Here is a 13,267-nt window from a genome sequence, read left to right on the forward strand (position 1 = left end):
TATGCGGTTACTCTACAATCTCGCGGCGATCCTCGCCGTCGTCCTCATCATACCCGTGTTCCTCGTTCGCGCCGTGCGCGAGCGCGGCTTCGTCGAGCGTGTGCGCCAGAGCCTCGGCTTCTTTCCTGAGCACGCGCTCGACAAGGTGGCGAAGAAGAACTGCATCTGGGTTCATGCGGCGTCCGTCGGCGAGATCGTCGCCGCCAGCCCCCTGATCCGCGAGTTCCACAAGGAATTCCCGAAGAGTCCGATCCTCGTCTCCGTCGTCACGACAGCGGGTTACGAGATGGCAAACCGCATCATCAAAGATGCGGACAGCATCATCTACTTCCCACTCGACCTGCCGTGGCGTGCTGGCAGCATTCTGCGCCGCATCCATCCGCGCGTCTTCATGCCCGTCGAGACGGAACTTTGGCCGAACTTCCTGCGGATGGCGAAGAAGCTCAAGATTCCCGTCATGATGGTCAATGGGCGCATCAGCGACAAGAGCGTCAAGCGCTATAAGCATCTGCACAGTGTCCTTGATGACATGATCGGCACGGTCCGAAAGTTCGCCATGCAGTCACCCATCGACGCCGAGTACATCATGCGCCTCGGCGCACCGCCTGAGCTTGTGACCGTCACGGGGAATACGAAATTCGATCAGACGTACACGGACGTGAGCCTCGCGGAGAAGGAAAAGCTCCTGCGTGAAATGGGACTTCGCAAGAATGGTGGCATTTTTCTCGCAGGCAGCACGCATCGCGGTGAGGAGACGCCCGTCCTCGAGGCGTTCGCCGCACTTCGGGAAAAGTTCCCCGAGGCCAAGCTCATCATTGCGCCGAGGGAGCTTCTGCGCACGACGGAAGTCGCCACGCTCTGCAGACACAAGGGATTTTCCGTCGCGCGCCGTACAGAACTTTTGAAAGAGCCGAGCGAAGATCACGACATTGTGATCCTCGATACGATCGGTGAGCTCGGCAAGGTCTATAGCATCGGCGACGTCATCTACGTCGGCGGCAGCCTCATCGCGCACGGCGGTCACAACATCCTGGAGCCTGCAGCGCACGGCAAGGCGATCATCGTTGGGCACAACATGTTCAACTTCAAGGATACGCATGTACTCTTTACAAAGAGGAACGCCTGCATCACGGTGCACGATGGAGAGGAGCTTTCTGCAGCTGTCTGCAGACTCTTCGAGGACGAAGGGGAAAGGCGGCGCATGGAGCGCGAGACGCTCGCCATCATCGGCGAGAACAAGGGCGCATCCCGAAAGACCGCCGTGATCTTGAGGAGCTTCTTGGAGGACTTCGAACAGGGCGAGAGCGCGGGCAAGGTGCGCACGACGGAGCGCGTCGAGAACTTTCGCACCTATGTCACCGACCTCATGCGCCGCCGTCATGCCGATGGCTTTTGCCTGCGCATCATCATGGGGACGCTCTACAGCTTTTCTCTCATCTATCGCCAACTCGTGAATCTAAAGCTCTGGGGTTACAAGGCGGGGCTTTTCAAGCGCAAGCATCTCTCCTGCTATGTCATCAGCCTCGGCAACATCACGGTCGGAGGTACGGGCAAGACGCCGACTGCACAGTACTTGGCGACTGCGATCCGCGACATGGGATATTGCGTCGTCATCTTGAATCGCGGCTACCGTGCGAAGTGGCGCGGCGACGTCGGCATCGTCTCGGACGGGCAAAAGCTCTACATGGACGCGATCGAGGCGGGCGACGAAGCCTTCATGCTTGCCAAGCATCTGCCTGAAGTGCCTGTGCTCATCGGCGCCGAGCGATCACTTACGGGACAGTATGCGATCGAGCACTTCGGCGCCGAGGTAGCGATCTTGGACGACGGATACCAGCACTGGCAGCTCGCCCGCGACATGGACATCCTGCTCGTCGACGCGGTCAATGTCTTCGGCAACGGCTACATGCTGCCGCGCGGCACGCTCCGAGAGCCTGTTTCGCACATCGAGCGCGCCGACGTGTGCCTTTTGACGAAGGTCGATCAGGCGGTCGGCGTCTCGCGCGAGCACATCAAGAACACGATACGCAAGTACAACGAAAAGGCGCTGATCATGGAGAGCATCCATCAGCCGCGCCGCTTCGTCAACCTCAAGGACTGGCATCGCGACATCGCAGGCGAGGGCGTCGACATCAAGACGCTTGCGGGAAAACGCGTCATGGCGGTCTCCGCCATCGGCAATCCGATGTCGTTCGAGCAGACGCTCTTCGACATCGGCGCAAAGATCGTCGAAAGCCTGCGCTTCCCCGACCACCACGAGTATACGACGAAGGAACTGCAGGACGTCCTCGATCAGGCGATCTCCCTCGGGGCGGAAGCCATCGTCATTACGGAGAAAGACGCCGTGAAGATTCCGCTGACGATCATTGAGGCGAAGGTGCCGATCCCTGTATTCGTCATCTGCGTCGAGGTCACGTTTCAGGAGGGAGCGAAGGAGTTTCAGAATATGCTCGCCGCACATCTGCAGGAAAGGATCGCTGCCTTGCGAAAGGGAGGAGAAGAAACATGAGGACACTTTGCGTGATTCCGGCGCGCTACGCGTCGACGCGTCTGCCGGGCAAGCCGCTTGCCGACATCTGCGGCAAGCCCATGATCTGCCGCGTCCTGGAGCGTGCGAGCCGCGCCCAAAAACCCGAGAAGGTGATCGTGGCGACGGACGACCAGCGCATCTACGATGCCGTGCGAGCGGAAGGCAGCGAAGCAATCCTGACGCGTGCCGACCATCCGACGGGCACGGATCGGCTTGCTGAGGTGGCAGAGGCATACCCTGAGGTCGACCTCATCGTCAACGTGCAGGGCGACGAGCCTCTGATCGAACCTTCCGTGATTGACGATCTCATCGCGCCTTTTGAGATGGATGAGAACTTGCCGATGGCTACTGTCATGACACGTATGGACGACGCGGCGGAACAGCTCAATCCGAACAACGTCAAGGTCGTTGTGGACAAGCTTGGCTACGCACTCTACTTCTCGCGCTCGCTCGTGCCCTATCCGCGTGCAGCGGCTGGCCCCGTGTACAAGCACATCGGCATCTATGCCTATCGGCGCGACTTTTTGCTGCGCTACGCGCGCCTTGAACCGACGCCCTTGGAGAGGGCGGAGTCGCTGGAGCAGCTTCGGGCGCTGGAAAACGGCTATGGCATCCGCGTGCTGGAAACGGACTGCCGCTTCGTCGGCGTTGATACGCCGGAAGACCTTGCACTTGTGAACAAGATCTATCGAGAGCAGGGGCTGGCGTAAAAAATAAATGTGTTTTGGACAAACGCGGTGCGGTGAAAGAATCTATCAGCGAATCTTTAAGCATTTTTAAAGAAACCCTGATAAAATGAAGTCGCTCGGATGTGTGAAGCTGGGCGACTGAATTTATCCGTGACTCCTTAAGAGAAAGGCGGTACTATGATGATGAACAAGGTGAAGGTCAGAGATTTCACGATCGGCGGGGGAAGCCCGCTCGTGCTCATGGCGGGGCCGTGCGTCCTTGAGGAGATGGAGCGCTGCCTTTTGATCGGACGCACGATCAAGGAAATCACATCGAGGCTCGGCATCCCCTACATCTTCAAGGCCTCGTTCGACAAGGCGAACCGCTCGTCTTTCAACAGCTTCCGCGGCCCGGGGCTCAAGAAGGGACTCGAAATGCTGCAGGCGATCAAGGAAGAGCTCGATGTGCCCGTCGTGACCGACGTCCACAAGGAGTCGCAGATCGCGCCTGCGGCGAAGGTTGTCGACGTGCTGCAGATCCCTGCGTTTCTGTGCCGCCAGACAGACCTCATCTACGCGGCGGCAAAGTCCGGCTGCGTCGTCAACGTCAAGAAGGGGCAGTTCCTCGCGCCGCGCGACATGGGAAACGTCGTCGACAAGCTGCACGAAGGCGGCTGCTCTGACATCCTTCTGACGGAGCGCGGCGCCTCGTTCGGCTACAATAACCTCGTCGTCGACATGCGCAGTTTTCCCATCATGCGCACGTTTGGTGCTCCCGTCATCTTCGATGCGACACACAGCGTGCAGCTGCCGGGCGGCGCGGGCACATCGTCAGGCGGCAACCGCGAATTCGTCGAGCCTTTGGCACGCGCCGCCGTCGCCGCTGGCGTCGACGGACTTTTCATGGAAGTGCACGACAATCCTGAGGAGGCGCTCTGCGATGGCCCGAACAGCCTCTACCTCGACAAGCTCGAAGAGCTTTTGAAGGAAGTGCTGGCAATCTACGACGTGGTGAAAAGGAAGCTGGTCTAAATGATTCTTTCTGCAGATGCGATGGAGCGTGCGCGTCGCGTGCGCTTCCTCATCTTCGATGTCGACGGTGTCCTGACGGATGGCGGCATTTATACGGGTGAGATGGGCGAACTGATGAAGCCGTTCCATGTGCGCGACGGTCTCGGTATATGCCAGTGGCAGAACGAAGGTTTCGGTACGGCGATTATCACAGGGCGCGACTCTGCCATTGTATCCCGACGTGCCGCCGAGTTGAAGATCGGGGATGTCTACCTCGGGCACGCCGACAAGCGTAGCGCCTATGCTGAGATCAAGGAGCGCCATGGTCTTCAAGATGATGAGGTCGCTTATGTCGGCGATGACCTCATCGACCTCGCTGTTATGGCGCAGGTCGGCTTTCCTGCCGCGCCCGCTGATGCGGTGGCCGAGGTGCAGAGACTCGCATGCCTTGTGTCCGGAAAGCCGGGAGGCAAGGGAGCTGTGCGCGAGATCATCGAGTTCCTTCTGAAGGCGCAGAGGCGCTGGGAAAACGTCGTCGCACGCTTCACCGCGCCGGCGAAGGTCACAAACGTCTCGCAGTGATGGCTTTGGCAAGGGCGACGCAGCGCTATATGAGGCGGACGTGCGTGCGCCCAAGATCTCACATATCTGAAGACAGCAGGTGAATGTTCATGCTCTACAACTCGTTAATGGCGCTGAGCCGTGCGCTGCGCTTCCTGCCGCACGGCGCGTTGCTCTTACTCGGCGCGCTGCTCGGCAGGCTCTATTATATGATCATCAAGAAGCAGCGCGAGCGTGCCGTGCGCCAGATGATGCAGGGGCTTTCCATTTCGGAGAAGGAAGCACGGAAAATCGTGCGCGCCTCCTTCGTGAACCTCGCGCAAAACATGCTGGAGATTCTCTACATGCCGAAGCTCAACCGAGAGAACCTGCATGAATACATCGAGATCGAGCACCTGGAGCGCCTTAAAGACGCGCTAGCCGAAGGGCACGGCGTCGTCGTCCTCACGGGTCACATCGGCACGTGGGAGTGGCTGTCCGCCGCTTTCTCACTGTCGGGCCTGCCCGTCACGGCAATCGCTAAGACGCAGCCGAATGCCGAGTATTCGCGCGTCCTCGATGATCTTCGTGCGACGATCGGTGCGGAGATCTTTTCGCGCGGCACGAGCGAACTTTTGGCGGCGGGGCGCGCCTTGAAGAATGGCAAGATCCTCGGTTTTCTCGCTGATCAGGATGCAGGTCCCGGCGGCGCTTTCATCGAGTTTCTCGGCAAGACGGCTGCGACGCCCTTGGGACCTGCCGTCTTTTCGCGCAAGTTTCGTGCGCCCGTCGTTCCCGCGTTCATCCTGCGCCGCCCCGACGGCAAGCATACGGTGCGCGTCTATGAGCGCATGGAGTACGTCGACACGGGCGATACGGAAAAGGATCTCTACGACCTGACCGTGCGCATGACGCGCCTTATGGAGGAGGTCATCCGCGAGAACCCGACGCAGTGGCTGTGGTTTCAGAAACGCTGGAATACGCCGCCTGAGATGAAGAAGGAGAAGCGCCACGGCGCGATGCTGCAAGGAGGGAAAGATGAAGCATAGGAAGACTCTTCTCGCAGTCCTCGCCGCAGCCCTCTTCGCCGCTGCACTCGCATGGGCAGTGCTCTCCGTTCCCGAGGTTCCGGCCTTGAACGATCCTGCGCGCACGTTGCGTTATGAGGGAAATACGCTGAGCTTGGAGAAGGACGGGCGTACCGTCTGGCAGCTGACGGCGGAATCGATCGAGGCGGATGCTGATGGCAAGGTGGCAGAGGCGAGAAACATCGAAGGCGTTTTTCATGAGGAAGGCGGGCGCGAACTGAAGCTCACTGCGCCTCGTGCTCATTATGATCTGACGTCTAAGGATCTTACCGTCGACGGCGGCGTGAGGATCGAGACATCGGACGGCATACACCTGACGAGCCGAGAGGTCATCTGGTCGTCAGAAAAGGAGACGCTCGCCGCTGTCGGCGACGTCCTGCTCACGCAGGATAAAGAGAAGCTTCGCGTGAGCGCGGAGCGCATCGAAAGCTCAGACGGCTTCGCGAAGTTCACGGCGAGTGGCAAGGAAGGCAAGAAGGCGCGGATTGAAAAGGGGAGTGGAGCGAATTGAGGAAGAGAAAAGGGAAGGCTGCACTCGTAGCTGCCGCCTTGGCTGCAGCTCTGAACATGGGGACGCTGCAGGCGGCGGATGAGCCATCGTCCTTGGAGGGAGAGAGCGTCAGCTACGACATGGCGACGGGCGAGATCACGGCGGAGGGCGGCATTACATTGAAGCGAGGCGCGGCGACCATCACAGGGGCGAGAGCCAGCTACAACACGAAGACACAGCAGGGCGAGATCACGGGCGGCGTCATCGCTGTGCGCGATGCGATGCGTCTGACGGCACAGACCGTGACGCTCGAATCTGTCGACGCCATCCATGCGACGGGCGGTGCAGAGATCACGAAGGATGATCTTTGTCTGACTGCTGCAAGCCTCTCTGTATTTGATAAGGATCGCTACGTCGCGGAAGGTGACGTTCGTGCCGTGAAGGCGGATAAGACGTTTACAGGCGCGCGCGCCGAATTTACGCAGTCGGCGAACTACATGCTCGTTCCGGCGGGCGGCACGATGACGACGGCGGACGGCACCTTCACGGCAGATCGCATGGAAGGCTGGCTGACAGAAGAGCATTACCGCGGCACGGGCAACGTGCATGTCGTCAGTCCACCGAGAAGCTTCGAGGGCGGCGGCGATACGGTCGACTACTTTGCCAAAGCTGAGGACGGCAAGGGCAAGTGCGTGCTCGATGGCAACGCCTGGGCATATCAGGGAAATAACATGCTCAAGAGCAAGCATCTGACGGTTTACCTTGCCAACACGGGCAATCTTGCGGTAGAATGAGAAGGATTCAATATAAGAAGAGAGGTGGAGGGTCTTGCATCTGGAAGCGAAAGATCTGGTCAAGACGTTCAAGCGGCGCAGTGTCGTCGATCATGTGTCCCTGCGCGTCGACAAGGGCGAGATCGTCGGGCTTCTAGGGCCCAACGGCGCGGGCAAGACGACGACGTTCTACATGATTACGGGGCTTGAGCGGCCGACCTCGGGCGATGTCTTCGTTTCCGATGTGCGCATCACGAGCATGCCCATGTATGCGCGTGCGCGTCTCGGCATCAGCTACCTCGCGCAGGAAGCCTCGATCTTTCGCAAGATGACCGTCGAGGAAAATCTCCTCTCGATCCTGGAGATGACGAAGCTCTCCGCGCAGGAACGCAGGGAGAAGATGGAGAATCTGCTCGCGGAGTTCCGCATCGGCCATGTACGTAACCGTCTCGGTACGGAGCTTTCGGGTGGTGAGCGCCGCCGCGTTGAGATCGCGCGCTGCCTCGCCATCGAGCCACAGTTCATCCTGCTCGACGAGCCGTTTGCCGGCGTCGATCCCATTGCCGTCGCCGACATACAGGAGATCATCGCGTATCTGCGCAGGCGCGGTATCGGCATCCTCATCACCGACCACAACGTGCGCGAGACGCTGCACATCGTCGACCGCGCTTACATCCTGAACGACGGCAAGATCCTCCTCGAAGGGGACAGTGCGACCATCGCTGCGAGCGATCTCGCACGCAAGTTCTACCTTGGCGACAACTTCACGTTATAGGAGCGTCCTTATGCAGATACGACTTTTGGACAAATACATCTTTCGTGAGGTCTGCCTCGCCTTCTTCTTCGGTATATGCGGCACGTCTGCCGTATTCGTTGGCTCAGGCACACTCTTTCGCATCGCACAGTACATTACGGAATACGGCGCATCGTTTGGCTCTGTCGTAAAGATGTTCATCTTTAGCCTGCCCGCTATCGCCATCTATACATTTCCCATGTCGATGCTCTTGGCGGCACTCTTGACGTTCGGCAGGCTGTCGAGTTCGAGTGAGATCACGGCGATGAAGTCGTGCGGCGTGAGCTTCTACCGCATCGCTGCGCCCGTCATTGTGCTCGGCGTCGTCGTCAGCATCTTTTCCATCCTCTTCACGGAGTATGTCGTACCGCGAGCGAACAACGCCTATGAGAATGTCATCGCCTACGAGATTCAGGGAAACGCCGCACCCAAGTCGCAGGATCATATCGTTATCAAGGAGATCAAGGACGGCGAGATGCAGCGCCTCATGTATGCGCGTCGCTACGATGCTGCAACGGAAACGCTCGAAGGCGTGACGCTGCAGTCGTTCGAGCAGGGTGAGACGAAGTACGTGCAGGATGCCGCTTATGCGAAGTGGGAGGGCACGCAGTGGACGATGTATCGGGGAGCGATTTACGAGGTTTCCGGCGGCAAGTCGGAGCATACGATGCGCTTCGACAAGCAGGTGCTGCCCATCAACGCTGGTCCCGGGCGCATCGTGCGTGAGCAGAAGAAGCCGGAGGAGCTGACGATGAAGGAGCTGCGTCAGCAGATCGAACTCATGCGCACGCAGTTCGTCGATACGAAGAAGTTGGAGACGGAGCTTTATCAGCGCATCACGATTCCGATGGCGAGCCTCGTCTTCGCCATCATCGGCGTGCCGCTCGGCATCCAGCCGACGCGCAGCAGCTCCTCGCGCGGCATCGGCTTGAGCCTCTTGATCTTCTTTTGCTACTACGTTCTCATGACGCTCGCGGGGGCGCTCGGGCAGTCGGGTGCACTGAACCCCGCTTACGCCGTCTGGCTGCCGAATGTCGCAGGGCTTCTCATTGGAGCGTATCTGATGCGCGAGGCGGCGCACTGATAAGGAAAAGGCGGATTTTCCCGCCTTGCCAAGGGAAAACTCTCGGGAGAGAAAGGAGCATGTCTTGATGTACGGGATCGTCTTGATACTCGTGCTGATCATCACGGGTGGCGTCATTGCCGTCATCGGCGACCGCGTGGGCACGAAGGTCGGCAAGAAGCGCTTGTCTCTCTTCGGCCTCAGGCCGCGTCATACGTCGACCATCGTTACCATCGTCACGGGCTTCGTCATCACGACGCTGACGTTCATCATCCTTGCCGCCGCTTCAGAAAACGTGCGCACGGCGCTCTTCGGCATGGAGCAGCTCAACCGCTCGATGCGGGAAACGGAGGAAAAGCTCAAGGATGCGTCGGCCGAACTTACGTCGGCGCGCGCCGAGCAGGCGGCGGCGGACAAGGCGCTTGCCGATCTCAAGGGCAGTGTACGCTCACTAGAGGAGGAAGCCGAAAAGCTTTCTGCGGGCAACCGTGCGCTCGCAGCGAAGAACGATGAGCTCGCAAAGGAAAACACTGCGCTCGATGGGGTGAACCGTACACTTGCGGCAGAAAACGATGCGCTCGGTGCGGCGAACGAAACGCTTGGCACGGAGAATGCGGCGCTTGCGACGAGCAACGCGCAGCTTGCCGGCGATAAGAAGGCGCTGGAAACGCGCACGCAGGAGCTGCGCCGCGGGCTTGAGATCATCCGCGAGGGCGACATCGTCTATCGCGCGGGCGAGGTCATCGCGGCGGGCGTCATCAAGGGCGGACGGCCCGAGGACGATGTGCGCGCCGATGTCGCTGCACTCGCACAGCTCGCGAGCCGCAACGTCTCAGCACACCTCGGCAAAGATCTGCCCGACGGCGAGATCTGGGTCTACTCGCCCGAGGTCGATGACGCCGTCGCACGCATAGCTAAAGGTCCAGGCGATATGGTCGTGCGCATCGTCGCAGCGGGCAATCTCGTGCGCGGCGAAGCCGTGCGCGCCGCCCTCGACTTGCATCCGAACAGCATCGTCTATCGGCAGGGAGAATTCATCCTCGCGCAATCGTACCGTCTGACGGGTACGGGCGGTGCGCAGGCATCACAGGAAGTCGTCATGGACTTCTTGAAGCGCGTGAATGCCGCTGCTTCGGCACACGGCATTCTGCCCGATCCGATCCGCGGCACGGTCGGCGTCATCGATGGTGAGCAGATGTATGGCATCATGCAGACACTCGAACCGCTTTACGGCATGATCCTCCTCTCCGCCTATGCGCGAGATGACACTGATGCACTCGGTCCTCTGCGGCTCAACATCAAGGTTGAGCGAGCAGCCGAATGATGGAGAACGGGACGCTCGCCGCCGTCGATCCCGGTCGCGAGAAGTGCGGGATTGCGGTTCTCGATGTACATGGCGTGGTGCTTTTCCAAAAAGTGATCGAGACGCTTAATCTTGCGCGTGAAATCAACGATAAACATTCTAGGTATGCGTTTACTGTTCTTGTGCTTGGAAACGGCACGACGAGCAAGGAAGCGAAGGAACGCATAGAAGAGGCCGTGCCTGGTTTGCGCGTGGTGCTTGTCGACGAGTACCGTACGACGGACATGGCGAAGCGGGCGTACTGGCAGGCACGTCCGCCGCGTGGCTGGCGGAGGCTTCTGCCCGCCTCGATGCTCGTGCCGCCCGAGCCTGTCGATGATTTTGTTGCCATCATCCTTGCACGGCGCTTTCTTGAAAAAGCGCCGTTAAGCGATGTTTGAGAGCAGGAAACTTGGTTTCCGCAAATGTTAAAGATGTGTTGACGAACCTTTGGGCAGCACAATCCTTCCACAATGAAAAGGAGAGTTCACATGGCAGAAAAAGAAGAAAACCTCGAGGTAGAAACGAAAGGCGCGAAGAAGACGACGAAGGCAGCAAAGATAGCAGAGGCAGTGGAGACTGCGGAAGCTGTCAAATCCGAAAAAGCCGCGAAGTTTGACGCGATGCTCAAGGAGCTTGACATTCAGGCGTTCCAGAAGCAGGAAGTCGGCGATGAGTACGGTACGGTGCTCTACCGCTCCTCGATGGAAATCAAGGGGCAGTTCCTGCCCGTCATCGTCATCCTTGACGCCTCCATCTACGGTATTGTGCGCGTCATCGTCGGCAGCAAGGTCGTCAACGAGAAGAACGAGAGCGACCTCGCGGCATACATCAACGAGATGAACAGCCGCTACAAGGTGTTCAAGTACTACACGGTGGAAGACGGCAGCCTCGTCCTCGATGCCTGCCTGCCCGCCTCCGACGAGGGATTCGAGCCGGACATCGTGCGCACGATTCTCGACGTCATCCTGCAGCACCTCGATGAGACCTTCGGCGATACGATGAAGACCATCTGGGCGGACAACTGAGAAACGAATCAAGAGGGGCTGCTCCGAAAAGCGAGATTTCGCTTCTTGGAGCAGCCCTCTTTGCTTGGAAAGCGCATGAAAAAACTGCCGCAAGCCTTCTGGCTTGCGGCAGTTTTTTTCGTGCAAATCAGCCCGCGGTGACAGCTTCGTTCAGACCCTTCATCAAGGCGTCGATGTCGATGCCGTGCGCGAGTGCACCCTGCTCGATGTTCTCGAAGTGCGAGGCGGCGCAGCCGATGCAACCCATGCCGGCACTCATGAATACGGGAACGGTGGCGGGATATTTCTGGACAACCTCTCCGATGCCCATATCTTTCGTTATGGTCATACAAAAACCTCCTTTGTTACAGGGAAACTCCCAAGAAGCCGACAGAAGTCAGCCGGTTGATTGGTTCCTTGTAAGGGCGAGTATACGGCAGAGCCGCATACGAAAAACACCTTACTACTGGCTAAATTATATCATGTTTCCTAGCCGATAGCTAGAGGATATTTCGATTCTTGAGAATAGTTGCTGTCATGTTGCGTGGAATGCAGCGCATCTATAGGATGCGAAAAGGAGCTGTCGTACATGCTTGCGACAGCTCCTTTTCCGTGTTTTGCATTTCGTACGCTATGCCTGCCAGTAGTGGGCGTGCGACTGACGATAGGCGGCGGAATCCTTGCCCTTGATCTGCGCGTCCAACTGGCGCAGCTGCTGCTGAATCGCCGTCTTCTCATCGGGCGAGGCTGCTTCGGCGAGCTGCGCCTGCATCTGCTGCTTCTTGGCCTTGAGCTTCTGAATCTCGTCGTCCACGTTCTTGTCGGAGGACATTGTCACCTCTTGGCCGGCCTCTGCGTCTTTCGCCGCAGGAGCAGCGCTCGCGTTCGGATCTGCGTCCTCGGCAGGGGCAGGGGCGTCGGATGCCGGCGCGTTGGCTGCCTGGACTCCGTACGCCTGCGCGGCTCGCATCTGGTTGATGCCGAGCTGCAGCGAGGCGATTTCCTTCTGCCTGTTTTGCATGGCCTCCGGATTCGTCAGCCGAAGCGCTTCTATGGGATGGTTTGTCGCATAGTCAAGCTCGCGCTCCATGCGCTGTGCTGCAGACTGCGCCTTTGCTGCGAATGCGCCGCTCTCTTTCGACTGCTGCAGCGATGCTCCTGCAGAAAGCAGATCGGCGAGGCGTGTATCTTCTCGGCTCTTCTTGTCGACCTTTTTGTCCTGCACGCTCGCCGTGCCGAAGCGGTCACGAGCGCTGCCGGACGCATCGCTTTCGTCCTCGCTCTTCTTGTCCGCCCGCATCGCTTCCGCCATTTGCTTCTGCAAATCGGCAAGCTGCTGCATCATCGTTTTCAGCAGGGCGTCCTTCGCCTCCGGGCGCATCTCGTCGTTGCCCTTAACTTCTTCGATGCGTGCCTGCAAGCGTGAAATGTTTTCCTCCAAGGGATTGGCTTTTTTCGAGTCGGTAGGATTTGCAGCAGGAGCACCGTTGGACGACTGCACGAGATTTTCCGTTTTGTTCTGCATGGCTGCAGCAGTCATGCCGCCTGCAGCACGACGCTGCAGGACGGGTGACATCAGAAATCTGGATATCTGCATGATGAGCCTCCTCATTAAAAAAAGATTAGATATCTTCCCTTGATTTATTCGTTTATTTGGGAGGAAAACTTAAGCCTGCAAATAAAAAGTCAAGCCCTTAGATGAAAAAAGATGAGGAGTTGTGGCAAGTGGAATTTGAGCAACACAAATAGGTCGCCGCAGGAGCGCCGACCAAAGGGACGGTAGTGAAATGCTATTCTTGTTCTTTGGAAAGGCTTGCCAAATACTCATTTACGCGCCCGTAGTAGATGCGCAGGAACTTATTCGCTCCTGCCGTCATATAGACGTAGTAAGGCTTTCCCTCGGAGCGTTTCTTGTCCATGAAGTTGTAGACTGCATCATCGGGAGAACGCATCAAGAGTCCT

General features: G+C 58.6%; 14 protein-coding genes and 1 pseudogene. 12 read left to right on the forward strand and 3 right to left on the reverse strand.

All coding sequences use genetic code 11. The features are described from left to right. The first annotated feature begins 1 nt into the window (after position 1). From lpxK to HMPREF1153_RS07575, 12 genes are all read left to right on the forward strand, one after another. Positions 2–2,509, forward strand: coding sequence for a tetraacyldisaccharide 4'-kinase (gene lpxK, locus HMPREF1153_RS07520; RefSeq protein ID WP_009646353.1), 2,508 nt, complete (start codon positions 2–4; stop codon positions 2,507–2,509). Continuing rightward, positions 2,506–3,240, forward strand: coding sequence for a 3-deoxy-manno-octulosonate cytidylyltransferase (gene kdsB, locus HMPREF1153_RS07525; RefSeq protein WP_009646350.1), 735 nt, complete (start codon positions 2,506–2,508; stop codon positions 3,238–3,240). Before lpxK ends, kdsB begins: the two co-directional genes overlap by 4 nt. 156 nt (positions 3,241–3,396) lie before the next feature. Beyond that, the gene (gene kdsA / locus HMPREF1153_RS07530) at positions 3,397–4,230 is read left to right on the forward strand and encodes a 3-deoxy-8-phosphooctulonate synthase (RefSeq protein WP_009646311.1); all 834 of its coding nucleotides are present in this window, start codon (positions 3,397–3,399) and stop codon (positions 4,228–4,230) included. Then, on the forward strand, positions 4,231–4,791 hold the full coding sequence (locus tag HMPREF1153_RS07535; RefSeq protein WP_009646313.1) for a KdsC family phosphatase: 561 nt from the start codon (positions 4,231–4,233) through the stop codon (positions 4,789–4,791). It abuts the gene before it with no gap. Between the two features lie 89 nt (positions 4,792–4,880). Continuing rightward, entirely contained in the window at positions 4,881–5,798 is a 918-nt protein-coding gene (locus HMPREF1153_RS07540; RefSeq protein WP_198003331.1) for a lysophospholipid acyltransferase family protein, read from the forward strand. Then, positions 5,788–6,348 (forward strand): LPS export ABC transporter periplasmic protein LptC, encoded by a 561-nt coding sequence (lptC, locus tag HMPREF1153_RS07545; RefSeq protein ID WP_009646292.1) that lies wholly within the window; start codon positions 5,788–5,790, stop codon positions 6,346–6,348. Before HMPREF1153_RS07540 ends, lptC begins: the two co-directional genes overlap by 11 nt. Next, entirely contained in the window at positions 6,345–7,121 is a 777-nt protein-coding gene (locus HMPREF1153_RS07550) for an LptA/OstA family protein (protein ID WP_009646281.1), read from the forward strand. Before lptC ends, HMPREF1153_RS07550 begins: the two co-directional genes overlap by 4 nt. 34 nt (positions 7,122–7,155) lie before the next feature. Continuing rightward, on the forward strand, positions 7,156–7,875 hold the full coding sequence (lptB, locus tag HMPREF1153_RS07555) for an LPS export ABC transporter ATP-binding protein (RefSeq protein ID WP_009646291.1): 720 nt from the start codon (positions 7,156–7,158) through the stop codon (positions 7,873–7,875). A 10-nt stretch (positions 7,876–7,885) separates the two neighbouring features. Next, positions 7,886–8,977, forward strand: coding sequence for an LptF/LptG family permease (locus HMPREF1153_RS07560; protein WP_009646330.1), 1,092 nt, complete (start codon positions 7,886–7,888; stop codon positions 8,975–8,977). 67 nt (positions 8,978–9,044) lie between these two features. Then, a complete protein-coding gene (locus HMPREF1153_RS07565) occupies positions 9,045–10,280 on the forward strand; it encodes a DUF3084 domain-containing protein (protein ID WP_009646295.1) in 1,236 nt (411 codons plus the stop codon). Next, positions 10,277–10,699: a resolvase gene (locus HMPREF1153_RS07570; protein ID WP_009646304.1), complete on the forward strand. Its 423-nt coding sequence runs from the start codon at positions 10,277–10,279 to the stop codon at positions 10,697–10,699. Before HMPREF1153_RS07565 ends, HMPREF1153_RS07570 begins: the two co-directional genes overlap by 4 nt. Positions 10,700–10,789: 90 nt before the next feature. Then, positions 10,790–11,326 (forward strand): YbjN domain-containing protein, encoded by a 537-nt coding sequence (locus HMPREF1153_RS07575; RefSeq protein WP_009646308.1) that lies wholly within the window; start codon positions 10,790–10,792, stop codon positions 11,324–11,326. 127 nt (positions 11,327–11,453) lie between these two features. On the opposite strand, the gene HMPREF1153_RS07580 is transcribed toward HMPREF1153_RS07575, so the two are convergent. The 3 genes and pseudogenes from HMPREF1153_RS07580 to HMPREF1153_RS12725 form a co-directional block, all read right to left on the reverse strand. After that, positions 11,454–11,654 carry a DUF1858 domain-containing protein gene (locus HMPREF1153_RS07580; RefSeq protein ID WP_009646335.1) on the reverse strand — a complete coding sequence of 67 codons (201 nt, stop codon included), beginning with the start codon at positions 11,652–11,654 and terminating at the stop codon, positions 11,454–11,456. 282 nt (positions 11,655–11,936) lie between these two features. After that, positions 11,937–12,902 carry a hypothetical protein gene (locus HMPREF1153_RS07585; protein ID WP_009646345.1) on the reverse strand — a complete coding sequence of 322 codons (966 nt, stop codon included), beginning with the start codon at positions 12,900–12,902 and terminating at the stop codon, positions 11,937–11,939. A 193-nt stretch (positions 12,903–13,095) separates the two neighbouring features. Further along, a pseudogene (locus tag HMPREF1153_RS12725) lies at positions 13,096–13,267 on the reverse strand (IS110 family transposase); the annotation flags it as partial.

The organism is Selenomonas sp. CM52, from assembly GCF_000292955.1.
GTDB lineage: Bacteria > Bacillota > Negativicutes > Selenomonadales > Selenomonadaceae > Selenomonas.

Excerpts from the sequence above, each read along its gene's own strand:
- lpxK (WP_009646353.1), top strand. The coding sequence starts at position 2 with ATGCGGTTACTCTACAATCTCGCGGCGATCCTCGCCGTCGTCCTCATC.
- kdsB (WP_009646350.1), top strand. The coding sequence starts at position 2,506 with ATGAGGACACTTTGCGTGATTCCGGCGCGCTACGCGTCGACGCGTCTG.
- kdsA (WP_009646311.1), top strand. The coding sequence starts at position 3,397 with ATGATGATGAACAAGGTGAAGGTCAGAGATTTCACGATCGGCGGGGGA.
- HMPREF1153_RS07535 (WP_009646313.1), top strand. The coding sequence starts at position 4,231 with ATGATTCTTTCTGCAGATGCGATGGAGCGTGCGCGTCGCGTGCGCTTC.
- HMPREF1153_RS07540 (WP_198003331.1), top strand. The coding sequence starts at position 4,881 with ATGCTCTACAACTCGTTAATGGCGCTGAGCCGTGCGCTGCGCTTCCTG.
- lptC (WP_009646292.1), top strand. The coding sequence starts at position 5,788 with ATGAAGCATAGGAAGACTCTTCTCGCAGTCCTCGCCGCAGCCCTCTTC.
- HMPREF1153_RS07560 (WP_009646330.1), top strand. The coding sequence starts at position 7,886 with ATGCAGATACGACTTTTGGACAAATACATCTTTCGTGAGGTCTGCCTC.
- HMPREF1153_RS07565 (WP_009646295.1), top strand. The coding sequence starts at position 9,045 with ATGTACGGGATCGTCTTGATACTCGTGCTGATCATCACGGGTGGCGTC.
- HMPREF1153_RS07570 (WP_009646304.1), top strand. The coding sequence starts at position 10,277 with ATGATGGAGAACGGGACGCTCGCCGCCGTCGATCCCGGTCGCGAGAAG.
- HMPREF1153_RS07575 (WP_009646308.1), top strand. The coding sequence starts at position 10,790 with ATGGCAGAAAAAGAAGAAAACCTCGAGGTAGAAACGAAAGGCGCGAAG.
- HMPREF1153_RS07580 (WP_009646335.1), bottom strand. The coding sequence starts at position 11,654 with ATGACCATAACGAAAGATATGGGCATCGGAGAGGTTGTCCAGAAATAT.
- HMPREF1153_RS07585 (WP_009646345.1), bottom strand. The coding sequence starts at position 12,902 with ATGCAGATATCCAGATTTCTGATGTCACCCGTCCTGCAGCGTCGTGCT.